This window comes from Hylemonella gracilis, from assembly GCF_004328645.1.
Taxonomy (GTDB): Bacteria; Pseudomonadota; Gammaproteobacteria; order Burkholderiales; family Burkholderiaceae_C; genus Hylemonella; species Hylemonella gracilis_B.
Genome location: NZ_CP031395.1, coordinates 1820207 through 1842350, shown reverse-complemented (window position 1 = coordinate 1842350; position 22144 = coordinate 1820207). Strand labels below are relative to the sequence as shown.

The 22144-nt window shown below is 66.7% G+C and carries 19 protein-coding genes and 1 tRNA gene; 7 read left to right on the top strand and 13 right to left on the bottom strand.

Annotation, left to right across the window (positions count from 1 at the left end):
* The first annotated feature begins 2 nt into the window (after nt 1–2).
* Both pepN and DW355_RS08715 read left to right on the top strand, forming a co-directional pair.
* Entirely contained in the window at nt 3–2654 is a 2652-nt protein-coding gene (gene pepN, locus DW355_RS08720) for an aminopeptidase N (protein ID WP_131279322.1), read from the top strand.
* Between the two features lie 150 nt (nt 2655–2804).
* Entirely contained in the window at nt 2805–3821 is a 1017-nt protein-coding gene (locus DW355_RS08715) for a class 1 fructose-bisphosphatase (RefSeq protein ID WP_131279321.1), read from the top strand.
* Nucleotides 3822–3974: 153 nt separating this feature from the next.
* Here DW355_RS08715 and DW355_RS08710 read toward each other — a convergent pair whose 3' ends face one another.
* The 4 genes from DW355_RS08710 to DW355_RS08695 form a co-directional block, all read right to left on the bottom strand.
* Complete coding sequence (locus tag DW355_RS08710) at nt 3975–4952, bottom strand: Bug family tripartite tricarboxylate transporter substrate binding protein (protein ID WP_131279319.1); 978 nt, start codon at nt 4950–4952, stop codon at nt 3975–3977.
* A 42-nt stretch (nt 4953–4994) separates the two neighbouring features.
* Entirely contained in the window at nt 4995–5735 is a 741-nt protein-coding gene (locus DW355_RS08705; RefSeq protein WP_131279317.1) for a class II aldolase/adducin family protein, read from the bottom strand.
* Between the two features lie 14 nt (nt 5736–5749).
* The gene (locus DW355_RS08700) at nt 5750–6736 is read right to left on the bottom strand and encodes an ABC transporter substrate-binding protein (RefSeq protein WP_165493157.1); all 987 of its coding nucleotides are present in this window, start codon (nt 6734–6736) and stop codon (nt 5750–5752) included.
* A gap of 82 nt (nt 6737–6818) precedes the next feature.
* Nucleotides 6819–8141 carry a citrate synthase gene (locus DW355_RS08695; RefSeq protein WP_131279315.1) on the bottom strand — a complete coding sequence of 441 codons (1323 nt, stop codon included), beginning with the start codon at nt 8139–8141 and terminating at the stop codon, nt 6819–6821.
* A 152-nt stretch (nt 8142–8293) separates the two neighbouring features.
* On the opposite strand from DW355_RS08695, the gene DW355_RS08690 reads away from it, so the two are divergent.
* Nucleotides 8294–8369, top strand: a tRNA-Thr gene (locus tag DW355_RS08690).
* 47 nt (nt 8370–8416) lie between these two features.
* Here DW355_RS08690 and DW355_RS08685 read toward each other — a convergent pair.
* Nucleotides 8417–9157, bottom strand: a complete 741-nt coding sequence (locus tag DW355_RS08685) for a siderophore-interacting protein (protein ID WP_131279313.1) — start codon at nt 9155–9157, stop codon at nt 8417–8419.
* A gap of 32 nt (nt 9158–9189) precedes the next feature.
* On the opposite strand from DW355_RS08685, the gene DW355_RS08680 reads away from it, so the two are divergent.
* Nucleotides 9190–9669: a MarR family winged helix-turn-helix transcriptional regulator gene (locus DW355_RS08680; protein ID WP_242671344.1), complete on the top strand. Its 480-nt coding sequence runs from the start codon at nt 9190–9192 to the stop codon at nt 9667–9669.
* A gap of 56 nt (nt 9670–9725) precedes the next feature.
* Here the strand turns inward: DW355_RS08680 and DW355_RS08675 are convergent, their stop codons facing one another.
* Genes DW355_RS08675 through DW355_RS08665 form a run of 3 tightly spaced genes read right to left on the bottom strand, consistent with a single transcriptional unit; the run spans nt 9726 to nt 12443 of the window.
* Nucleotides 9726–10700, bottom strand: coding sequence for a Bug family tripartite tricarboxylate transporter substrate binding protein (locus tag DW355_RS08675; protein ID WP_131279311.1), 975 nt, complete (start codon nt 10698–10700; stop codon nt 9726–9728).
* Between the two features lie 37 nt (nt 10701–10737).
* The gene (locus DW355_RS08670; RefSeq protein WP_131279309.1) at nt 10738–11100 is read right to left on the bottom strand and encodes an AtuA-related protein; all 363 of its coding nucleotides are present in this window, start codon (nt 11098–11100) and stop codon (nt 10738–10740) included.
* Nucleotides 11097–12443, bottom strand: a complete 1347-nt coding sequence (locus DW355_RS08665) for an acyclic terpene utilization AtuA family protein (RefSeq protein ID WP_131279307.1) — start codon at nt 12441–12443, stop codon at nt 11097–11099. The genes DW355_RS08670 and DW355_RS08665 overlap by 4 nt, the downstream gene beginning before the upstream one ends.
* A gap of 116 nt (nt 12444–12559) precedes the next feature.
* On the opposite strand from DW355_RS08665, the gene DW355_RS08660 reads away from it, so the two are divergent.
* Nucleotides 12560–13468 (top strand): LysR family transcriptional regulator, encoded by a 909-nt coding sequence (locus DW355_RS08660; RefSeq protein ID WP_131279305.1) that lies wholly within the window; start codon nt 12560–12562, stop codon nt 13466–13468.
* A 43-nt stretch (nt 13469–13511) separates the two neighbouring features.
* Here the strand turns inward: DW355_RS08660 and DW355_RS08655 are convergent, their stop codons facing one another.
* The 3 genes from DW355_RS08655 to DW355_RS08645 form a co-directional block, all read right to left on the bottom strand.
* The gene (locus DW355_RS08655; RefSeq protein ID WP_242671343.1) at nt 13512–14324 is read right to left on the bottom strand and encodes an amidohydrolase family protein; all 813 of its coding nucleotides are present in this window, start codon (nt 14322–14324) and stop codon (nt 13512–13514) included.
* Between the two features lie 56 nt (nt 14325–14380).
* Nucleotides 14381–15415: a Bug family tripartite tricarboxylate transporter substrate binding protein gene (locus tag DW355_RS08650; protein WP_165493156.1), complete on the bottom strand. Its 1035-nt coding sequence runs from the start codon at nt 15413–15415 to the stop codon at nt 14381–14383.
* A 126-nt stretch (nt 15416–15541) separates the two neighbouring features.
* Nucleotides 15542–16471, bottom strand: coding sequence for a LysR family transcriptional regulator (locus DW355_RS08645; RefSeq protein WP_165493155.1), 930 nt, complete (start codon nt 16469–16471; stop codon nt 15542–15544).
* Between the two features lie 96 nt (nt 16472–16567).
* On the opposite strand from DW355_RS08645, the gene DW355_RS08640 reads away from it, so the two are divergent.
* Complete coding sequence (locus DW355_RS08640; protein WP_131279297.1) at nt 16568–17566, top strand: tripartite tricarboxylate transporter substrate binding protein; 999 nt, start codon at nt 16568–16570, stop codon at nt 17564–17566.
* Between the two features lie 2 nt (nt 17567–17568).
* Nucleotides 17569–18462 (top strand): amidohydrolase family protein, encoded by an 894-nt coding sequence (locus DW355_RS08635; RefSeq protein WP_131279295.1) that lies wholly within the window; start codon nt 17569–17571, stop codon nt 18460–18462.
* An 18-nt stretch (nt 18463–18480) separates the two neighbouring features.
* Here the strand turns inward: DW355_RS08635 and DW355_RS08630 are convergent, their stop codons facing one another.
* On the bottom strand, nt 18481–19197 hold the full coding sequence (locus tag DW355_RS08630) for a SapC family protein (protein ID WP_131279293.1): 717 nt from the start codon (nt 19195–19197) through the stop codon (nt 18481–18483).
* 84 nt (nt 19198–19281) lie between these two features.
* A complete protein-coding gene (polA, locus tag DW355_RS08625) occupies nt 19282–22068 on the bottom strand; it encodes a DNA polymerase I (RefSeq protein WP_131279291.1) in 2787 nt (928 codons plus the stop codon).
* Between the last annotated feature and the right edge of the window lie 76 nt (nt 22069–22144).

Below are 22144 nucleotides of genomic sequence, written 5' to 3'. Positions count from 1 at the left end.
TCATGCGTGAAGGACAAACCACCGTCATCCGGCGCGAGGACTACGCGGCCCCCGCCTTCTGGATCGACAGCGTCGAGCTGACTTTCGATCTGGACCCGGCCAAGACCCGCGTGCTCAACAAGATGCGGCTGCGCCGCAATCCCGAGGTCGCGGCCCAGGCCCTGAAGCTCGATGGCGAGGAACTCAACCTGGCGCGCGTGCTGGTCAACGGACAGGGCACAAGCTTCAAGACCGAGGGCGACCAGCTGGTGCTGGAGAACCTGCCGACCGGCAATGACGCCTTCGACCTCGAAATCTTCACCACCTGCGCGCCCGAGAAAAACAGCAAGCTCATGGGCCTGTACGTGAGCCAGGGCACGTTCTTCACGCAGTGCGAAGCCGAGGGCTTCCGCCGCATCACCTACTTCCTCGACCGCCCAGACGTGATGGCCAGCTACACGGTCACCCTGCGCGCGGACAAGAAAAAATACCCGGTGCTGCTGTCCAACGGCAACCTGGTCGAACAGGGCGAGCTGGAAGCCGGCCGCCATTTCGCCAAGTGGGTCGATCCGCACAAGAAACCCTGCTACCTCTTCGCCCTGGTGGCTGGCCAGCTGGTCGCGCGCGAGCAGCGCATCAAGGCGCGCAACGGCCGCGAGCACCTGCTGCAGGTTTATGTGCGCCCCGGTGATCTGGACAAGACCGAGCACGCGATGAACTCACTGATGGCCTCCATCGCCTGGGATGAAGCGCGCTTCAAGCTGCCGCTGGACCTGGACCGCTTCATGATCGTCGCGACGAGCGACTTCAACATGGGCGCGATGGAGAACAAGGGCCTCAACGTTTTCAACACCAAGTTCGTGCTGGCCAGCCAGGCCACGGCCACCGACGTCGACTACGCCAACATCGAGAGCGTGGTCGGCCACGAGTACTTCCACAACTGGACCGGCAACCGCGTGACCTGCCGCGACTGGTTCCAGCTCTCGCTCAAGGAAGGCCTGACTGTCTTCCGCGATCAGGAGTTCAGCATGGACCTGGCCGGCGAAGCCAGCGCCCGCGCGGTCAAGCGCATCGAGGACGTGCGCGTGCTGCGCACCGCCCAGTTCCCCGAGGACGCGGGCCCCATGGCCCATCCGGTGCGGCCCGACAGCTACATCGAGATCAACAATTTCTACACCGTCACGGTGTACGAAAAGGGCTCGGAAGTCGTGCGTATGCAGCAGACGCTGACGTCACGCGAAGGCTTCGCCAAGGGCATGGCCCTGTACTTCCAGCGCCACGACGGCCAGGCCGTGACCTGCGACGACTTCGCCCAAGCCATCGCCGACGCCAACCCCGGCTCTGAGCTGGCACGTCTGCTGCCTCAGTTCAAGCGCTGGTACAGCCAGGCGGGCACGCCCCAGGTCGCGGCACGCGGCCGCTACGACGCGGCGGCGCAGCGCTACACGCTGACGCTCACGCAAAGTTGCCCGCCCACGCCCGGCCAGACCGAGAAGCTGCCCTTCGTGATCCCCGTGGCCCTGGGCCTGCTGTACGCCGACGGCCGTGAAATCCCCGGCAGCGCACGCACCGTGGTGCTCAACGACGCGCAGACCGAGGTGGTGTTCGAGGGAGTGGCGTCCGAACCCGTGCCATCGCTGCTGCGCGGCTTCAGCGCGCCGGTGGTGCTGCGCTACGACTACAGCGATGCCGAGCTGCTGACGCTGCTCGCCCACGACAGCGACCCCTTCAACCGCTGGGAAGCCGGCCAGCGCCTGGCCCTCAAGCGCGCCCTGGCGACCATCGACAGCGGCGCCACCGAGCAGCCCTTGGACGCGGCCTATCTGGACGCGATGCGCGCCGTGCTGCGCCACCCGCAGCTCGACGCCGCCTTCAAGGAACTCGTCCTCACCCTGCCCTCGGAGACCTACATCGCCGAGCAGCTGGACGTGGTGGACCCGCAACGCGTGCACGCCGTGCGCGAGGCCATGCGCAGCCAGTTGGCGCGCGAGCTGCAAGACGATTGGGCCTGGGCCTACGAGCAGCACCACGACACGGGCGCCTACCGCCCCGATGCCCTCTCGTCCGGCCGGCGTGCGCTGGCGGGCCTGGCGCTGGCCATGCTCTGCCTGGCCGCGCGGGAAACCGGCGACGTGGTCTGGCCCGGCAAGACCTACCAGCGTTTCAAGGACGCGGGCAATATGACGGACCGCTTCAACGCCCTGGCCGCCCTGGTGCAAAGCGGCCACGCCCTGGCACGTGACGCCCTGCAGCGCTTCCACGCCCTCTTCAAGAACGAGGCCCTGGTACTGGACAAATGGTTCGCCCTGCAAGCTGGCGCGTCCGACCGCGGTGGCGACGTGCTGCCGGCCGTCAAACAATTGATGAAGCACCCGGACTTCACGCTCAAGAACCCCAACCGCGCGCGCAGCCTGATCTTCAGCTACTGCAGCGCCAACCCCGGCGCCTTCCACCGCGCCGACGCGGCCGGTTATGTGTTCTGGAGCGAGCGCGTGCTGGAGCTCGACGCCCTCAACCCGCAAGTCGCCGCGCGTCTGGCGCGCGCGCTGGACCGCTGGAAGAAGCTGGCCGAGCCCTACCGCCACGCCGCGCGCGAGGCCATCGCCCGCGTGGCCGCCAAGCCCGACCTGAGCAACGATGTGCGCGAAGTGGTCAGCCGCGCCCTGGCGGATTAATGGCACACCCCCAGGCTGCGCGCACTGCGTGTCGCTCCGCCACCCCACTTGCAGGGGGCAACGCCTGCGGCCCGGCAAAGCCGGTTCCGCGGCGTTCCTGGTTTACGCATGTTTGCAGCTTGCAGAATTGACTTCCCCGGAGTTCTTTTGATGTCTTCCAAAATTTCCCTTAGCCGCTACCTCGTTGAACAGCAGCGTGTCCACGGCCACATTCCGTCCGAGCTGCGCCTGCTGCTCGAGGTGGTGGCGCGTGCCTGCAAGAGCATCAGCCACGCCGTCAACAAGGGCGCTTTAGGCGGCGTGCTGGGCAGCGCCGAAAGCGAGAACGTGCAGGGTGAGGTGCAGAAGAAGCTGGACATCATCGCCAACGAGGTACTGATCGAGGCCAATGAATGGGGCGGCCACCTCGCGGCCATGGCCAGCGAAGAGATGGACAGCATCTACGCTGTGCCCAACCGCTACCCGCAGGGCGAATACCTGCTGCTGTTCGATCCCCTGGACGGCAGCAGCAACATCGACGTGAACGTGAGCATTGGCACCATCTTCAGCGTGCTCAAGAAGCACCACGATGACCCGAACAAGATCGAGCCGGTCACCGAATCCGACTTCCTGCAGGCGGGCAAGCAACAGGTCGCGGCCGGCTATTGCGTCTACGGCCCTCAGACCACGCTGGTGCTGACCGTGGGCGACGGTGTGGCCATGTTCACGCTGGACCGTGAGCAAGGCAGCTTCGTGCTGACGCAGGAGAACGTGCGCATTCCCGAGGACACCAAGGAATTCGCCATCAATATGTCGAACATGCGCCACTGGGACGCGCCGGTGAAGCGCTACATCGACGAATGCCTGCAGGGCAAGGAAGGCCCGCGCGGCAAGGACTTCAACATGCGCTGGATCGCCAGCATGGTGGCCGACGTGCACCGCATTCTCACGCGCGGCGGCGTCTTCATGTACCCCTGGGACAAGCGTGAGCCGGACAAGCCCGGCAAGCTGCGCCTGATGTACGAGGCCAACCCCATGAGCTGGCTGGTCGAGCAGGCCGGCGGCGCCTCGACCAACGGCCGCCAGCGCATCCTCGACCTCCAACCGACCAAGCTGCACGAGCGCGTGAGCGTCATCCTGGGCAGCAAGAACGAGGTGGATCGGGTGACGGCCTACCACCAGGCCTGAGCGAACCGATCCGCAATCCGCACAAAGGCCGATGCCCGGACGAACCGGGCATCGGCTTTTCTTTTCTGGAGTCGCGGCGCCAGCGCCCGTCCGACTCCCCCATCGACGTCCCCTGTTTTTTCCCAGTCCAGCGGTGCCTTCGGCACCGCGGGGTCATTCCGCCACGATGTTGTTGCGCTTGATGAACTGACCCCAGTGCTCGCGCTCCTTGCGCAGCTCCACCGCGAAAGTCTCGGGCGTGTCGAGCACGGGAATCAGCGCCTGCTGTTCCAGGCGTTGCACCACGGCCGGGTTGCGGAAGGCCTTGCCGATTTCCGCGCTCAGCTTCTTGATGATGGGTGCGGGCGTCTTGGCCGGCGCCATGATGCTGAACGAGGTCCAGGCCCGCACGTCCGCCCCCGCCTCCTTCAACGTCGGCACGTTTGGCAGCAGCGGTGTCTTCTCGTTGACCGCCAGCGGGATGACCTTGCCCGCCTTGATGTGCTGATCGATGGTCGCGAGGTCGGTGTACATGAAGTGCAACTGCCCCCCCAGCAGATCCTGGTAGGCAGGCGCCACGCCCTTGTAGGGCACATGGGTGAACCGCGCGCCAAGGGCGTCGGCGATCATGCGCATGCCGATGTAGGGTGGGCTGCCCACTCCGGCGGAACCGTAGAAGAATTTGTCGGGATTCGCCTTGCCTGCGTCGGCCAGGTCCTTCAAGGTCTTCCACCCGGTGGACGGCGTGGCCACCAGCACCATGGGCGCCATCACGCCGCGGCTCACCGGTGTCAGATCGCGCTCGACGTCGAAAGGCATGTTCTTCATGATCACCGGGTTGATGCCCAGCGACGAATTCGACGCGATGAGCAGGGTGTAACCATCCGGTGCTGACTTCGCCGCCAGATCCGCGCCGATGTTGCCGCTGGCACCCGGCTTGTTGTCCACAACGAAGGACTGCTTCAGTTGATCCGTCAGTGCCTGGGCCAGCAGGCGCGCGAAGGCGTCGGTGCCGCCGCCCGGCGACGAAGGAACGATCACGCGCACGGGGCGCGAGGGCCAATCACTCTGCGCCATGGCCGCGAAGGGCAGCATGGCGGCGACGACCAGGACCAGGGTCGTGCGTTGGACGAGGGAAAGAAATTTCTGCATGGTTGTCTCCTGTATCTCCAATCTAGATTTCATACGTCGGGGTCACGATAGTCGGCGCTCGGCCGCCGCCTGTTTCCAGAGGTTCCAGGGACGCTCGACCTGGCCCTCGGTGCTTTCCATGGCCGCCCGGCATTCACCCGGCGTCAGAAACTCGGGATCCCCCAGCTGTGTGGCCTGCAATTGCAGGCGCGCGTTGATTTCCGCGTAGACGGCGCGGTAAACGGCCAGCTTGAGGGAAGGCGCCACCACCGTGGAGCCATGGCCGCGCATCAGCACGATGTGGGCGTCACCCAGCCGCTCGGCCAGCGCGCCACCCAGCCGGTCGTCGCGCACCAGCAGATCGCTGGCGTCGCCGGCGGTTTCACGGATCTCGAACAAGGGCGCGCCCGCGCCAAGGAAGCCGCTCATGTGGCAAACCGGCGCCAACCGGGTGCGGCGCGACACGGTGAAGGGCACGACCGAGGCCGAGTGGCTGTGCACCACGGCCATCACGTCGGGACGCGCGCGGTAGATCGCACCATGGATGAAGCGCTCCAGATAGACGCGGCGGTCTCCGGCATCGAGCGGCGCGCCGTCCAGTGCGAACTGCAGAATGTCCTCGGCCTGCACCTGTCCGGGCGCCATGTTGCGCGCGAGCAGAAAACAGTCGGGCTGCTGGTCATGGCGCACGCTGACGTGGCCGAAGGCGTCGACCACGCCCTGGTCGAACAAGATGTGGTTGGCCGACACCAGGTCGGCGACCAGCAAGGAGGAAGGCTTGGACACGGAGCGTTGCACAGTCATGGGGACGGTCTTCCTCAGATCTTGGCCATCTCGTAGGTGGTGGAGGCGAACAGTTCGTCCACGCTCACCTTGCGCCGGGACAGACCCTGGTCATGGTGGTGAGCCAGGAAGGCCTCCAGCGTGTGGCGGTTGGCGGCCACGCCGTTGGGCCAGTAGTCGGGCCCCATCAACTGTTGCGCCGCCACGATTTGCTCTTCCAAGAAAGGCAGCGAAGTCTTGGGCGCGGACGGATCTGCCAGGCGCTCCAGCGCGATATTCTTGGCCGCGTCGAAGGCCTTGTAGAACGCCACGGGCAACCAGGGATGGCGCACGACCAGTTCCTTGCGCAGGCCCAGCACGTGCATGATGGGGAAGACGCGGGTACGCCGGTAATAGGCCTGCGCGGCCGCGACCGGGTCCGCATAGAGCCAGACCACGTCTGGGTTGCGGCCGAAGCAGGAGGGTGCGCGTGGGCCAATGAAGGCGTCGATGTCACCGCGGTCCAGCATGGCGGACAGCGTGTCGGTCTCGTCGGCGGCCTCCAGCGTCACGCCTGGCGGCAACTCGATGCGCAGCTTCTCGGGTCGACCCGGCGTCTCAATGCCACCGCGCACCCAATTCACGTCGCCAGGCAGGATGCCGAAATCCTCCTTCAACAGGGCGCGCGCCCAGACATTGGCCGAGAGCTGGTACTCAGGCAGGCCTACCCGCTTGCCGCGCAGATCGGCAGGCTGGCGGACGCGGTCGCGCCGCACGTAGATGGCGGTGTGGCGAAAGGCCCGCGACATGAAGATGGGCACCGCAACGTAGGGACAGTCGCCCTGCGAGACCTTCAGCGTGTAGCTGGACAACGAAAGTTCACTCACGTCGAATTCGGCACCCCGGAACGCGCGGAAGAACGCTTCTTCCGGCGACAGGGTCATGAAAATGGGATCGACGCCGTCGATCAGCACAGCACCGTCCAACAAGGCGCGCGTGCGATCGTAGTCACCCATGGCGACGGAAAGGGGCAGCCTGCTCACGTAGTCTCCGATGCGTTTTGTTGCCGCGGGCGCGCATGGCGAACCCGCAATGGCCGCACGGTAAGCGGCCCGCACAGCGGGGTCAAGATTGATTGTTCAATCCAGCATTCGATGCGGCCAGGGAGGCGACAGACGACACAGACTCGGGCGTGAGCGTGGTGACAAATCGCGCGCGCGGCCGCATGAGCTGACCGCTGCCGCGCTGCTCCTCGATGTGCGCCACCCAACCGGCCACGCGGGCGACCACGAAGATCGCGCTCGCCGCCTCCTTGCCCAAGCCCATGGCGCGGGTCAGCGCCACCATCGGCAACTCGTGGCGCACGCGCAGTCCGGTGGCACGTTCGACCTCCTCGATGGCCTCGCAGACCGCCAGCAGGGGCAGCGTCGGGTAGCGCGCGCGGATGAACGCCTGCAGCACGCGGCCACGCGGATCCCCTTGCGGATACAAGGCATGGCCAAAACCCGGCAAGGGCCGGCCCACCGCATGACGCTCAAGCGCGCGGCGCAGCAAGGCCGTCTTGCCACCGCCCGCCAAAAACGCGTCGGCATCCGCGTAGAGATGCGCCACATTCATGCCCGAGCTGGTGCACAGGGCCGACGCGATGCAGGCATGCAAGGTGGCACCACCCGAAGCCGCCACCCGCACCGCCAGCGTGCCCGGCATCAGTTCGTGGTCGGCCAGCAGGGTCAGCATCAAGCCGATGGCCGCGCGGTTGCTTGGGCTGGGTTCGCCGCCCAGGGCCCGCAACAGGGCATCCGCGACGCGCTCGCCCCGCGCCATGGACACGTAATGCGGATCGCGCGCGGCCAGACCGCAGCAACCCACCAGCACCCCGATGATCTGCCGTGCCTGCTCATGCATGGTCTCATCCACGCCGCGTCGCGCGCGCCGCTGCAGCCCAAGCTGCAGCACCACCAGTGCGAACACCTCCAGCAAGGACTCACGCCCGGCGGCATCACGCAGCGCCTCCACCATGCCCACCAGCATGCGCGGCGTGGCCGTGACCTGCCAGACCGGCGCCTGCGGCTCCCATCGTCCGTGCCAAAGCAGCTCGGCCACGGCCTCGAAGGACGCCGCTTCGTCCGCGAGCTCCGTCGCGAGGCGCCCCCGGTAGCGCGGTCCCTGGGGCGTGATCTCCGTGATCGAGGTCGGGATGATGGCCTGCCCATGGTTCATCGCATCGGCCGCCACCGCGCCATGCCCCGCGCGCGCCAGCGCCCGCGCGTGCACCCGTTCCACGTCGGCGCGCAGGTACAGCCGCGCTTTTTGACCGGGGCGGATGACACTGCGGATGAGCCCACGGCTCACGTAGGCATACAGCGTCTGCCGCTGCACGTCCAGCAATTGCGCGGCCTCGCGCGCCGTCAGGTACTCTCCGGGAGGTGGATTCGGGTTCGCTCGCATAGGCGCAAGCTTAGCCAAGACGCCACCCCGGCCCACGCCCCGAGTCCCTGGGTAGCCCTCCGCCGCGCCCTAGCGCCCCCTGCCCCAGAGGCTCCAGGCCCCGGTCGGAGAGAGGCGAAAGCCGATCCAAATACCCTATAATCCGAGGCTTCGCCGGTGTAGCTCAGTTGGTAGAGCAGCTCATTCGTAATGAGAAGGTCGAGGGTTCGATTCCTTTCTCCGGCACCAGAAAACACGAAGCCCGCTATCTAAAAGATAGCGGGCTTTTTGCTTCCTCACCCCTCCAGCCTTTCGTGGAAATCACTCGCGCCCTGCTTCCAATAGACCGCGATCCGGGCGGCTTCCTTGGGCAGGCCTTTGTCCTGCAACAGGACCTGGCGCAGCGTGGCCATGCTCGCGGCCTCGCCGGCGCACCAGGCGAACCCCTCACCCGCAGGAGCGGCCCACCCGCGCACGGCGTCCAGCAGGGCGTCGGCGCTGGCGTACCAGTGCACGCGAACCTCGGCCGCGCTTGGCAACTCGCGCTGGTCTGCCGGGTCGTCCAGGTGGACGAACACCTCGGCCCGTGTGCCGGTCGGAAGTTCCTCCAGGCGCCGGGCGATGGCCGGCAAGGCGGTGGCGTCGCCCACGAGAAGATGCCAGTCGTAATCCAGCGGCACGATCATGGAACCCCGGGGGCCGCCCACGTGGGCCGTCTGACCCACGCGGGCCTGGCGCGCCCAGTCGGACGCGGCACCGTGTCCGTGCAGGGCGAATTCCAGCGTCAGTTCGCCCTTGCGGCGGTCAAAGCTACGTGGCGTGTAGTCGCGGCGTACCGGCTCACCGCTGCCGTCCTCGAGCATGAACTTGACGTGATCGTCAAAGGAGTCCGAGACGAAGTCCCACAGGGACTCGCCCACAAAGGTGATGCTGACGAAATTCGGGCTGGGAGATTCGACACGCGCGACGGTCAGCTCGCGCACCTTGAGTTCGTGCCGCACGCGTTGGACGCGGCGGGCCGGTGTTTGCAATTCCATGGTGATTCCATTGGTTGATAATATCCACCATCATGTCAAAACAAGTTGATATTGTCAACCGAAAGGATTTGCCGCCCGCGGAGCAAGCCTTCGAGCTGATCCACGCCATCATGCACATGCACCGCGCGCGGCAATTGCGCGGGCTGCACGAGGGTCCGTCCGAGTTGACGCACATGGAAGGCAAGGCCCTGGGTCACATCGCCCGCCACCCGGGCGCCACCCAGAGCGAACTGGTGGCGCACAGCCGGCGCGACAAGGCCCAGATCGCGCGGCTGATTGGCAGTCTGCGCGAGCGCGGCCTGATCGAAACCCAGGTCGATGCGCAGGACCGTCGCAGCCAACGCATGCAACTGACGGCGGACGGACAACGGCTGTACGAGACCCTCCAATTGCAGGGTCGCACACTGGCCCGCCTGGGCATGGCGAGCCTGAGCGCCGAGGAAAGCCGGCAACTGGTGGCCTTGCTGCAAAAAGTGGAGCAAAGCCTGAGCGCTACCCAGGACGAGGCCTGAGGAAGGCTCTCGCGCCGCGCGCGAGCCCGAGAGAGCCCGGCCCCCCTGCGCAGGCCTTACTCGGCCGTGATCCCCGCCGCCTTGATGACCTTGCCCCACTTGCTGGTCTCGACGGCCTGGAAGCGCGCCAGTTCGGCAGGGGTGGTCGTCCAGGCCACACTGCCACTGGCGTCGAAGAAGGATTTGCTCGCTTCGCTCTTGACGGCGGTCACCAGCAACTGGTTGAGCTTGGACACCACGGGTGCGGGCGTGCCGGCCGGCGCGTAGGCCGCGAACCAGTAACCCATGTCGTAACCCTTGACGCCCGCCTCGGCGATGGTGGGCACCTCGGGCAGCAAGGCGCTGCGGGTCGGGGTGGAATAGCCCAGGGCGCGCAGCTTGCCAGCCTTGACCTGGGGCACGCCGGTGGACGCGTCGGTGATCATCAGGTCGATCATGCCGCTGAGCAGGTCGGTGATGGCCAGCGGGTTGCTCTTGTAGGGAATGTGCAGCAGGTCGATGCCCGCCATCTGCTTGAGCATTTCACCGGCCACGCGGCTGGACGAACTACCGCTGCCGAAAGTCAGCTTGCCGGGTGACTGGCGCGCGGCGGCCAACAGATCGCCCAGACTCTGGTAGGGCGAGTTGGCGTTGACCACCAGCACCTGGCCACCCTTGCCCAGTCCGGTCAGCGGCGTGAAATCTTTGACAGGGTCATAGGGCAACTTCTTGTAGAGGTGCTCATTGGCCGCGTGGGTGGTATTGGTCGTGATCAACACGGTGTAGCCGTCGGGCGCGGCACGCGCCACGCCGGCCGCGGCAGGCATGCCGCTGGCACCGGCCTTGTTCTCGACCACGACCGCCTGGCCCGTCTGCTCGGTGATGGACTTGCCCAGCGCGCGCGCCAGCAGATCGGTCGCGCTGCCCGCGGCAAAGGGCACCACGAAGGTGATGGGTTTGCTTGGGTAGTTTTGCGCCTGGGCCTGACCCAGACACAGCAGCGCGGCGCTGGCCGCAAGCGCGAATCGGCGGGTGAAGTTGAATGTGTTCATCTAAGTCTCCTCCAGGGGGGTTGTGTGAAAAGAAAACTCAATCCGCTCCGATCAGGAGCGCGGCGTGCTGCGCCGGCACCTCGACCACCAGATCCAGCAACAGGAAAGACAGCGCCTTGCCGTGGCTATCGAGGTTGAGCGCGTCGTTCACGCCGCCATCGAGCACCGCGTCGATGACGAAGTTCATGGCCTGCAGGCGCGGCAGCAGATGGCGCCGCACCAAGGCCGGGCGGCGGTGCGCGAACTGGCGGGCCACGGCTTCTTCCGTGACCTGCGCGACCAGCAGTGGCCAGAAGACTGGATGCCAGGCGATCACGCTGATGTTGGAGCGGTCGCCCTTGTCACCCGTGCGGCCATGGGCCAGGCGGTGCAGGGGCACGCGGATCGTGGGCGCGCTCATGCGGCCTCCTCGATGAAACGGTGCGTGGCCCGCACCTGCTCGCGCGGCACCAGGCAGGACACCGTGCCCAGACGCGGCCGCAAGGCCGTGCGCACGCCACCACCGCCGGCCGGACCGCAGGTGTAGAGCGCCGTGACCTCGCGCGGCAAGCGCTCGGCGCTGGCCTGGTCGGCATGGCGCAGGGCCACGCGCAGGCGCACATCGCGCGCCTCGCCCAAGGCTTGCGCGTCCAACCACTGGCCTTCGTCGTCACCGAAGATGCTGCTCACGCCGATCAGGTCCACGCGCAGTGGCCCCAGGCCCCGCAGACGTTCGCGCAGCACCTGCGCGGCCAGTCGCGCGCGCGCCTCGGCCCGGGCACCGGCGTAGGAAATTTCACCCTCGGCCAGCCAACCGGTCGCGTGGCAGACATTGACTTTCAGCGTGGCGGGCCGGGGGTGGCCGCGCACGCCGCTGAGCCGCACGCGGTCCGGCCCGGTCTGCGTGACCTCGGCTTCGCCCAGATCGGCCACCACGTCGGGCGTCAGATAGGCCTGCGGGTCGTGCACCTCATACAGCAATTGCTCCTTGACCGTGTGTTCGTCGATGCGCCCGCCCGTGCCCGGCGGCTTGGTGATGGTGCAATGGCCGTCGGCGTCGATCTCGGCGATCGGGTAGCCCAGCGTGGCGAGACCGGGCACGTCCTTGAAACCGGGGTCAGCGTAATAACCGCCGCTGACCTGGGCGCCGCATTCCAGCAGATGGCCTGCCATGGTCGCGCGGGCCAGGCGGTCCCAGTCGTCACGCCGCCAGCGGTAATGCGCCAGGGCGGGCCCGACCGTCAAGGAAGGGTCCGCGACACGGCCGCAGACCACAATCTGCGCGCCTGCCAGCAAGGCATCGGCAATGGCCTCGGCACCCAGATAGGCGTTCGCCGAGACCACCTGCAGGCCGGTGGCCGCGCCTTCCCACAGAGAACGCCGGTCTGGCAGGCTCAGGTCGTCCCCCTCGACCACGGCGATGCGAAGCGGCGGCAGGCCCAGTTCACGGGCCAATGCGTGGATGCGCCGGGCCGCGCCGACCGGGTTGGCCGCGCCGAAATTGCTGACGATGCGTATGCCGGCCTGCAGGCAACGCGCGAGCACGGGGCGCAGCAAGTCATCCAGCAGGGGCTCGTAGCCGCCCTCCGGATTGCCGCGACGCGCCAGCTGCGCGAGCGCCAGGGTCCGCTCGGCCAGGGTCTCGAAGATCAGCACGGACGGGCCACCCGCGGCAATCAGCGCCTCCACGACGGGGGCGGCAGCGTCCACACGGTCACCGGAAAAACCGGCGGCACAGCCAATGCGCAACAGGGGTTCTTTCATGTCTCCTCGCCACCACCGCCCACGGGCAGTGCTTTCGTGCTTGTCGGGGAGGGACTCTAGGCGCTACGCTGTCATCCGTGAAATCGAATATTCAGATCAATTCATCCGACTATCAAATGAATATCGCCTCCCGCGACCTGCGTGCCTTCCTGGCCCTGGCCACCGAACGCAACTTCACGCGCGCCGCCGCGGCCTGCCATCTCTCGCAACCCGCCTTCAGCGCCCTGGTGCAACAACTGGAGGAGAACCTGGGCGTGCGCCTCTTCGAGCGCAGCACCCGCCATGTCGCGCTGAGCCAGGAAGGCGAGGAATTCGAGCGCTCCGCCCGCCGCGTGCTCGCTGAACTCGATGCCCTGGTCTCGGGCATGCGCGAGCGGGCCGCGCGGGAACGCGGACGGGTGTCCATCGCGCTGCTGCCCTCCCTGGCCGCGGACTGGCTACCCAAGGTGCTGGCCGGATTTCACACGGCCTACCCCGGCATCGAGATCGAGGTGGCCGATGTGCTGTCCGAGGCCTGCATCGAACGCGTGCGCGGCGGACGTTTTGACTTCGCGCTCGCAGCCACACGCGCCGAAACACCGGAGCTGCGCGCCGAGACCTTCTGTGGCGACAATTTCCACCTCGTCTACCCAGTTGGCCACCCGCTGGGCCAGCTGCGGAAACCACGCCCGCGCGACGTCGCGGCCTGGCCCTTCATCCACCTGTCGCGCACGTCCAGCGTGCGCCAGTACCTGGACGCGGCAACGCACCCGCAGCCCCTGCGCGCCGTGCTGGAGGTGGAACAACTCGCGACCGTCGCGGGCATGGTGCAGGCGGGCCTGGGCGTCAGCATCGTCCCGGCGCTCACGCTCTACCAATTCAGATCGCCCGAGCTCGAGATCCGCCCCGTGCGCTGGCCCGGCCTGACGCGCCGCATCTACCTGGTGCGGCGCCGCGATCGCGGCCTGTCACCCGCCGCGCAAGGCCTGTACGACTGGGTCATGGCGCACCGCCCGCCGGAAGAACAGTCAAGACCACGGGTCTGAGCGCCCGAGTCTTCACCCCTTGCCCGGAGGATTTCAGGTCGACTCAGTGCTGGAAGTACAGCGCCAGCGCATTGGCCCCGGTGATGCGCGCACGCTCGCGCGCGTCCGGCACCACGTCGGTCAACCAGTCGATGGTGCTCTGATAGCTCGTGGTTTCCGCGCCGACAAAAGGGCAGTCGCTGGCCCAGACCAGCCGCTCGTACCCGACCTGGCGACACAACTCACGGGCCTGTTCCGTCGCCTGAGGCCCGAGCCGGTAGGCGCCGGAGAGCTTGACCCAGGTGCGGCCCGACTCGACGGAACGGACCATGGCCTTGAAGCCTTCACCGTGGATGCCCTCGACCGGATCGGGGCGACCGATGTGGTCGATGACGATCTTCACGCCCGATTGCTCCAGCCAGGGCAGCACCTGCGGAATGCGGGGACCATCGAGGTGCAGGTGCACATGCCAGTCCAGTTCCCGGAGCCGGTAGAGCAGCTTGCGCCAGGCCCAGCTGTCCAGAGCAGGCAGCTCACGCAAACCGATGAAGGGCAGGCGCAGACCGACGATGCCGTCCCGGCCCAGCTGCTCCAGCTGGTAACGGTCGGTACGCTCCGGATCGAGGATGACCGTGCCACGCCAGCGCGGGCGCGAACGCAGCGCATCGACGATGTAGTCGTTGCAGTCGCCCCAGGGGCTGGCGGCGGCGATCACACAGAATTGCACACCGTGGGTGTCCAGGGTCGATTGCAGTTGCTCGGCACTGAATTCGTAGTCGGGCTGATGGCGCGGGTCGGGCACCAGGGGCATGTCGCGGCGAAACACATGCACGTGGGCATCGACCAGCGGGGCCTCGGAATGGATGGGAAAATTCAAACGAAGAGTCCTTGAAGAATCGGTGGGTCGAAGACCATGGCGCATCACGGCGCCGTCTACGACACCTTGATGTTGGCCCGGGCAATCACCTGTGCCCACTTCGCGGTGTCGCGCCGAAACACTTCGGCCTGCTGGGCGGAGGTGCTGGCCCTCGCTTCAGTTCCCAGGTCCAGCAGGCGCTGGCGCACCTCGGGCATTGTCATGACCGCCTGCATGTGCCCGTTGATCTGTTCCACCCTGTCCGCAGGCGTGCCGGCGGTGGCGTACAGCGCGTTCCAGCCGGTGACGACGTAATCGGCGAGGCCAGCCTCCTGCACGGTGGGAACGTCAGGCAGCCACGCCGTCCGCGCCGAGCCGGTGGTCGCCACCGCGCGCACCTGCCCGCTGTCGACTGCGCCTTTCAGCGCGGCATAGGACTCGAAGGCCACGTCCACGTCGCCCCGCAGCACGCTGATCAGCACCTGGGGCGTGCTTTTGTGCGGTACGACATCGGCATGGTTGAGCCCGGCCACCGACTTGAACAGCTCCGCCGACAGGTTCTGGGTGCTGCCGGGGTTGATGCTGCCCAGCAGCAGCGGCCGCGCGCGCCCCGCAGCCAGCAGCTTCGGCAGGTCGGTCAGGGGACCGTCCTTGCGCGTGATGAGGACCAGATCGAACAGCGCCAGACTGGAGATCGGCGTGAAGTCGACCTCGGGGTCGTAGCCGAGCTTGAACAGCGATTTGCCGATGGCCGTGCCGTTGGAAAACAAGATGAGCGTATGCCCATCGCGCGGCGCGGACAGCGCCGACGTGGCGGCCACCACGCCCCCCGCGCCGGGGCGGTTGTCCACCACCCAGGGTTGGCCCATGCGTTCGCTCAGCTTCTGCGCCACCAGTCGCATGGAAATGTCCGCCAGACCACCTGGACCAAAAGGCACGATCACCTGGATCGGCCGGCCGGGATTGCCGCCCTCGGCCCGCGCATGGCCGGTTCCCATCGCCAGCGCGGCGGCGGCGCAGCCCGCCAGAAAATCGCGACGACTGAAATCGTGGTGGCGCAGGGCGGGTGAAAGAAGCGCAAGGGCCGGCGTGCGGCGTAACGATGCGATCATGGCGGGTCTCCTCGTTATGCGGGAAAGTTTAGGCCGCGCCCGGAGCGAGAACAAATGAATTCTTCTTGCCCACCCATGCGCAAGATTCATCCGCCGCGGCAAGGCTGCGGGGGCGCTGTTTCCGGCTCAGTTGGCGGCGATGCGGCTGCGAATGAGCGCCACGGCACTGTCTTTCACGAAGCGCTCCCGCGCGTCGAACAGGGCGTCGCGGCGTGTGATCACGGCCAGCGTGCGGGACACCTGGGGCACCTCCAGCGGCACGGCGCGGATGCCCGGCCCCGGTACCGCCGCGAGCAGCGGCACCACTGTCAGGCCCAGGCCGGCGCGCACCATCTCGAGCGCCATCGCCGTGTGCTGCGCTTCGAGACGCCAGCGCAGTTGTTCACGCAAGCCGTCCAGGGACTCGTCGATGGTCACGCTGTTGCCCGAAGTCATGCTGATGCGGATGAGTGCCTCGCCTTGCAGTTCCAGCCAGCGCACCACGGGCTTGCGGGCCAGCGGATGCACCTCGGGACACAGCAGAATGAAGGGCTCGTCGCCGATGCGCTGCGCCTCCAGCTCGCCGCCGACCAGACCGGGCCGCATCACGCTGAGGCCAAAGGCGGCGGTGCGGGACTCCACCAATTCAAGGATTTCGGGCACGCTGCTGTCAAAGATGCGCACCGAGGCGTCGGGCCAGCGCGCCTGGCAGTCCCGCAGTACCTCGACCAGCACGCCCGAGGCCAGGGTGGGCAGGCAGGCCAGCACCAGCCAGTTGTTCGCGTTCTGGCCGTGCTTGCGCACGGTCTCGCAGGAAGCATCCAGCTCCTGCAGCGCATTGCGCGCGCGCGGCAGCAGCGCGCGACCGGCGTCCGTCAGGGACACCTCGCGCGTGGTCCGAGCGATCAGGCGCACGCCCAGTGTTTCTTCCAGCTTGCGCATGCGGTGGCTGACAGCGGTCTGCGACAGGTTGAGCCGCGTCGCGGCCAGTTGGAAGCTGCCGCATTCAACGATGGCCAGGAAGGCCTGGATACCCAGAAAGTCGATCTGCATGGAAAACAAATGAACGGCGTTCATTGGTGGGTGCAAACAAATCATTTGTTTGCGTGGCGGTGCGATGGTGTACTGCGCGCCTTGTTCCGCCCTCCCCAACAACACCTGCTGGAGCTCCCCATGTCTCTCTCTTTCAAGCCTGCGCCGCTGCGCGCTCGACTGCGCGGACTGCTGCTGATCCTCGGCGTCCTCGCATCGGGCTGGTCGCTGTCCGCGCAGGCCGCCTATCCGGATCAGGCCGTGCGTTTGATCGTACCATTCCCCGCTGGCGGCACCGTCGATTTCGTGGCCCGCCTGGTCGCCACGCAACTCGGCGAGCAACTCGCCACACCCGTCGTGGTGGAGAACCTGCCGGGCGCCGGCGGCACCATCGCGACGGCACGCGTGGCCCGGGCCCCGGCCGACGGCTACACGCTGCTGTTCACCACGCCCAACCACACGATCAACCCCTCGCTGATCGAACGCCTGCCCTTCGACACCCTGAAGGATTTCGCGCCCGTCTCCCTGGTGGCGGAGATTCCCGAACTGCTGGTCGCCAACAGCACCCAGCCCTTCAACACCTATGCCGAGTTCGTGGCCTACGCCAAGGCCAACCCGGACAAGCTGACTTACGCGTCGGCCGGCAACGGCACCCTGCCGCACGTCACCATGGAGCTGTTGCTGCAGCGCGTCGGCATGCGCGTGCTGCACATCCCCTACAAGGGCGCGGCGCCGGCCATGAACGACCTGCTGGCCAATATGGTGGCGGTGAAGATGGACACCATCGCCACCTCGTCGCAGCACATCAAGTCGGGCAAGCTCAAGCCGCTGGCCATCGCCAGCCTGCGCCGCTCGCCGCTGATGCCCGAAGTGCCGACGCTGGCGGAGTCCGGCATTCCCGGTTACCAGGGGATTCTGTGGATGGGCATCCTGGCCCCTGCCGGCACCGACCCGGCCCGAATCACCAAGCTGCACAAGGCCATCGTCGGCATGGCGCGCACGCCGGCCTTCCAGGACAAGCTCAGGCAGGACGGCGTCGACATCGTGGCCAGCGATCCGGCCGCGTTCGCCAAACTGATCCGCGCCGAACTCAGTCAGTGGGCGGAGGTGGTGCGCAAATCGCAGATCAAGGCCGAGTGACCATGCAAACCACGCCCCCGCTCGCGCAGCCACCGGACCGCTCGCCGCGCAAACCCCTCACGGCTTGCCCGCCCGGCGCCATCGACTGCCACCTCCATATATTCGGCCCGGCGGCACTGTACCCCTTCCACCCGGACAGCAAGTACAGCTCCGAAGACGCGCTGCCCGAAATGCACATCCATCTGCAGGACACCCTGGGCCTGGCCGGGGCCGTGGTGGTCAGCGGCGGCGGTTACGGCACGAACACCGCGCACCTGAGCGCCGTGCTCGCGCAGCACCCCGGCCGCTTCAAGGGCGTGGCCTTGCTGCCCGAGGACGTGAGCCGCGCCGAACTGCAGCGCCTGGACGCCCTGGGGGTGCGGGGCGCGCGTTTCGTGAGCCCGGGCCACCGCGGTGCCCTGCCCCGCCTGTCGCCGCGCATCGCGGCCATGGTGGCCGAGCTCGGATGGCACGTCCAGTTCTACCCCTCGGGCGAGGACCTGCTGACCTTCGCCGACGACCTGCTGGCGCTGCCCAACAGCGCCATCGTGCTGGACCACTTCGCGGCCATCCCGGCGGCGGGCGGCGTGAACCAGCCAGCATTCCAACGCCTGCTCAAGCTGCTGGACACGGGCCGCTTCTGGGTGAAGCTGTCGGGGCCGATGCGCATCACGCCCGGGGACTTGCCCTATGACCCCGTCACGCCCCTGGCGCAAGCCCTGGTCGCCGCCGCGCCCGAACGCCTGGTCTGGGGTACGGACTGGCCGCACGTGAACATGAACGGTCGCGGCATGCCCAACGACGGGGATCTGTTCGATTTGCTGGCGCATTGGGCACCCAGCGCCGCAGCGCGCCAGCGCATCCTGGTCGAGAACCCGCGAGCGTTGTACGGGCCCTTCAATTCAATCGGGCCGTAATGCCCGGCTCGTCGCCCTTCAGTGCGGGCGGGACGGCGGGGCCTTGTCGGACGAGAGCTTGCCCAGCGCGCCGATGGAATGCAGGTGAGCGTAAATCCAGGCCACCCAGCTCTTGGTGAACCAGAGTTCCAGCGTGTCGCCGCGCAGTTCAGAGAATTTCTGGGTGTTGACCGCGTGCAGACCTTGCAAGCGCACGGCACGGCCACCGTCCCGAGGCCGAACTTCAACCTCGAAAGGCGCGAGCAATCCCTTCTGTGCCAGCGCCTCGCAGAAATCACGCGTGCGTCGTACTTCGGTCTCGAACTGGTGCAGAAACGCCAATACCCGCTCCAGCGCCGGCGAATTGCCATTCTCCGTGAACAGCAACTCACCTTCGGTCTCAGACAGTGCCCGACTTGTTTCATCGAAGCAGACCGCGCCGTCCGCCGTCAGGGCAAAGGGATAACGACGGATGAATGCGGGCACATAGCTGCCCTGCCAGTTGCCCTGCGCGTCCACCAGCTCATGGCCGCTGCTGGACAGCGACATCATGACCACGGGGAAGTACCCGTCCTTGCCTTTGTTGAACAACACCGTCATGTCGCGACTGGCCTCGAAGAACTCGATGCCCGTCAGCGGCACGGAATTGACGCCCCCCGAAAACGCGAAACCATCGTCCATGGCCTTGACGCGCAGCTTCTTGTGTCGCTCGCGGTTCAGGATCACGGGTTTTTCGTAAAACAGCAATTCACTCATCTTCTTAGCCTCTTCTTCCGTTCCTCATGTGTCCTTGTGCATCGCCGCGGTTCGGTTCGGCCCCGCATTCAGACGCGGCGTTTCTCAGTGCGCCTTGTCCCAATTCATTCCAACGCCGACTTCGGCCAGCAGCGGCACCTTGAGCTTGGCCACCCCGGCCATCAACCTGGGAACTTCGCGCTTGAGCCAGTCCACCTCGCTCTCGGGCACCTCGAACACCAGTTCATCGTGTACCTGCATGATCATCTTGGTCTTGCGACCTTCGGCGTCGAGCACGCGCTGCACCTCGTTCATGCTGAGCTTGATGAGGTCGGCCGCCGTGCCCTGCATGGGCGCGTTGATGGCCGCGCGCTCGGCGCCACTGCGGCGCGGGCCGTTGGGTGAATTGATCTCGGGCAGGTAGAGGCGGCGTCCGAACACGGTCTCCACATAGCCCTTGGCCTTGGCCGAGGCACGGGTCTCGTCCATGTAACGCTTGACGCCCGCGAAGCGGTCGAAGTAGCGCTCAATGTAGTTCTTGGCCGCGGTGTTGTCGATGCCCAGGCTCTTGGCCAGGCCGTAGCTGCTCATGCCGTAGATCAGGCCGAAGTTGATGGTCTTTGCGTAGCGGCGCTGCTCGCTCGTGACTGCGCTGGTCGGCAGGCCGAACACTTCGGAGGCGGTTGCGCGGTGCACGTCCATGCCGTCGTGGAAGGCCAGCAGCAAGGCCGCGTCGCCGCTGAGGTGGGCCATGATGCGCAGCTCGATCTGCGAGTAGTCCGCGCTGGCGATCAGGCAACCCGGCGGCGCGATGAAAGCCTCACGCACGCGTCGGCCTTCCGGCGTGCGGATGGGGATGTTCTGCAAGTTCGGGTCGTTGCTGGACAGCCGTCCTGTCACGGCCACGGCCTGCGCGTAGTGCGTGTGCACGCGCCCCGTGCCCGGCAAGGCCATCTGCGCCAGCTTGTCGGTGTAGGTGCCCTTGAGTTTGGACAGGCCGCGGTGTTCAAGGATCTTGGCGGGCAGCGGATAGTCGTCGGCCAGCTTCTCCAGCACTTCCTCGTCGGTGCTGGGCGCACCGGTCGCGGTCTTCTTGACGATGGGCAGGCCCAGCTTGACGAAGAAGATGTCGCCGATCTGCTTGGGCGACCCCAAGTTGAAAGGCTGGCCGGCCAGCTCGTAGGCCTCGCTCTCGAGCGCCAGGATGCGCTGCCCCAGTTCATGGCTTTGCTGCGCCAGCGTGGGGGCGTCGATCAACACGCCGTTGCGTTCGATGCGGTAGAGGGTTTCGCTGCTGGCGATTTCCAGTTCGTAGATGGCCTTGAGCTTGCCGCCCTCCTGGGCGTCTTTTTCCAGACGGGGCCAGAGCGTGCGGTGCACGTCCAGGGTCTGGTCACTGTCCTCGCAGGAGTATTCCGCCGCCTTGTCGATGGACACCTGGCTGAAGGGAATCTGCTTGGCACCCTTGCCACACAGGTCTTCGTAGTTGATACCCGTGCGCCCCAGGTGCCGTTCGGCCAGGCTGGCCAGGCCATGCGGCTTGTGCACTTCCAGCACATAGCTTTGCAGCATGGTGTCATGCACATAGCCCTGCACCTCAATGCCGTGGTTGGCGAACACGTGGCGGTCGTACTTGACGTGCTGGCCCAGTTTGTGCGCGGACGGGTTTTCCAGCCAGGGTTTCATCTTCGCCAACACCTCGTCGCGCGGCAATTGCACGGGCGCGTCGGGGTAGTCGTGCATCAACGGGACGTACGCTGCCTCGCCGGGCGTGACGCTGAAGCTGATGCCCACGATCTCGGCCACCATTTCGTCGAGCGAGGTGGTTTCGGTGTCCACCGCCACCAGTTCGGCGGCCTCAAGTCGGGCCAGCCAGCGGTCGAAGGTGGCCCAGTCGAAAATGGTCTCGTAATTCACCCGGGTCACGCTGGACGGCGTGGGCGCCGGTTCGTCAAACAGCCCGGGCTCCCCGGTGCCGGTGCCGCCTTGCGTCACCGCAGACGGGGTGGTCGAGCCCAGGGCCTTGGCCAGGCCCTTGAAGCCGTACTGCTCGTAGAAGGCCTTGAGCGCCTCGTTGTCCGGCGCGCCGATGCGCACGGCATCGAGCGCAGGCAACCCCGGCACCCAGCCATTCAGGTCGCAATCGGTCTTGATGGTCAGCAGTTGGCGGCCCGTGGGCAGCCAGTCCAAGGCCTTGCGCAGGTTCTCGCCCGCCGCGCCCTTGACCTCGGCCGCGCGCGCCACCAGCGCGTCCAGCGAGCCATATTCCGTGAGCCACTTGGCCGCGGTCTTGGGACCGACCTTGTCCACGCCCGGCACGTTGTCAATGGCATCCCCCACCAGCGTTTGATAGTCCACCATCAAGGCGGGTGGCACGCCGAACTCCGCCGTCACGCCCGCCACGTCGCGCCGCTTGCCGTTCATGGTGTCGACGATGACGATGTGCTCGTTGACGAGTTGGCTCAGGTCCTTGTCGCCGCTGCTGACGAGCACTTCCACACCCTGCGCGGCGGCGGTCACGGCCAGGGTTCCAATCACGTCATCGGCCTCCACGCCAGGCACGTCCAGCACGGCCCAGCCCATCAAGCGCACGACTTCGTGGATGGGCATGATTTGCGCGCGCAGGTCGTCGGGCATGGGCGCGCGCTGCGCCTTGTACTCGGGGTAGATGGCATCGCGGAAGGTGGGTCCCTTGGCATCGAACACACAGGCCGCGTAGTCGGCGGTGACCTCCTTGCGCAGGCTCTGCAGCATGTTGATCATGCCGCGGATGGCCCCCGTGGGTGGACTGGACGGATCCCCCGGCACAGCACGCAGGTCCGGCATGGCGTGGAAGGCGCGGTACAGGTAGCTGGAGCCGTCCACCAGCAGCAAGGTTTTCTTTTCGCTCATGGACGGGGATTGTGCCTGCGCCGAAGGGAGAAGCCCAGGCGCGCGCGGGTGGCACGGTCGGCCCGCGCTCTACAAT

What these genes read in the sequence shown, in the direction of transcription:
- polA (WP_131279291.1), bottom strand. Translation starts at nt 22,068, where the DNA reads ATGAGCGAAAAGAAAACCTTGCTGCTGGTGGACGGCTCCAGCTACCTG.
- DW355_RS08695 (WP_131279315.1), bottom strand. Translation starts at nt 8,141, where the DNA reads ATGCGAGCGAACCCGAATCCACCTCCCGGAGAGTACCTGACGGCGCGC.
- DW355_RS08670 (WP_131279309.1), bottom strand. Translation starts at nt 11,100, where the DNA reads ATGAGCGCGCCCACGATCCGCGTGCCCCTGCACCGCCTGGCCCATGGC.
- DW355_RS08630 (WP_131279293.1), bottom strand. Translation starts at nt 19,197, where the DNA reads ATGAGTGAATTGCTGTTTTACGAAAAACCCGTGATCCTGAACCGCGAG.
- DW355_RS08635 (WP_131279295.1), top strand. Translation starts at nt 17,569, where the DNA reads ATGCAAACCACGCCCCCGCTCGCGCAGCCACCGGACCGCTCGCCGCGC.
- DW355_RS08705 (WP_131279317.1), bottom strand. Translation starts at nt 5,735, where the DNA reads ATGACTGTGCAACGCTCCGTGTCCAAGCCTTCCTCCTTGCTGGTCGCC.
- DW355_RS08715 (WP_131279321.1), top strand. Translation starts at nt 2,805, where the DNA reads ATGTCTTCCAAAATTTCCCTTAGCCGCTACCTCGTTGAACAGCAGCGT.
- DW355_RS08685 (WP_131279313.1), bottom strand. Translation starts at nt 9,157, where the DNA reads ATGGAATTGCAAACACCGGCCCGCCGCGTCCAACGCGTGCGGCACGAA.
- DW355_RS08640 (WP_131279297.1), top strand. Translation starts at nt 16,568, where the DNA reads ATGTCTCTCTCTTTCAAGCCTGCGCCGCTGCGCGCTCGACTGCGCGGA.
- DW355_RS08665 (WP_131279307.1), bottom strand. Translation starts at nt 12,443, where the DNA reads ATGAAAGAACCCCTGTTGCGCATTGGCTGTGCCGCCGGTTTTTCCGGT.
- DW355_RS08680 (WP_242671344.1), top strand. Translation starts at nt 9,190, where the DNA reads ATGTCAAAACAAGTTGATATTGTCAACCGAAAGGATTTGCCGCCCGCG.
- DW355_RS08650 (WP_165493156.1), bottom strand. Translation starts at nt 15,415, where the DNA reads ATGATCGCATCGTTACGCCGCACGCCGGCCCTTGCGCTTCTTTCACCC.
- DW355_RS08710 (WP_131279319.1), bottom strand. Translation starts at nt 4,952, where the DNA reads ATGCAGAAATTTCTTTCCCTCGTCCAACGCACGACCCTGGTCCTGGTC.
- DW355_RS08645 (WP_165493155.1), bottom strand. Translation starts at nt 16,471, where the DNA reads ATGAACGCCGTTCATTTGTTTTCCATGCAGATCGACTTTCTGGGTATC.
- DW355_RS08660 (WP_131279305.1), top strand. Translation starts at nt 12,560, where the DNA reads ATGAATATCGCCTCCCGCGACCTGCGTGCCTTCCTGGCCCTGGCCACC.
- DW355_RS08675 (WP_131279311.1), bottom strand. Translation starts at nt 10,700, where the DNA reads ATGAACACATTCAACTTCACCCGCCGATTCGCGCTTGCGGCCAGCGCC.
- pepN (WP_131279322.1), top strand. Translation starts at nt 3, where the DNA reads ATGCGTGAAGGACAAACCACCGTCATCCGGCGCGAGGACTACGCGGCC.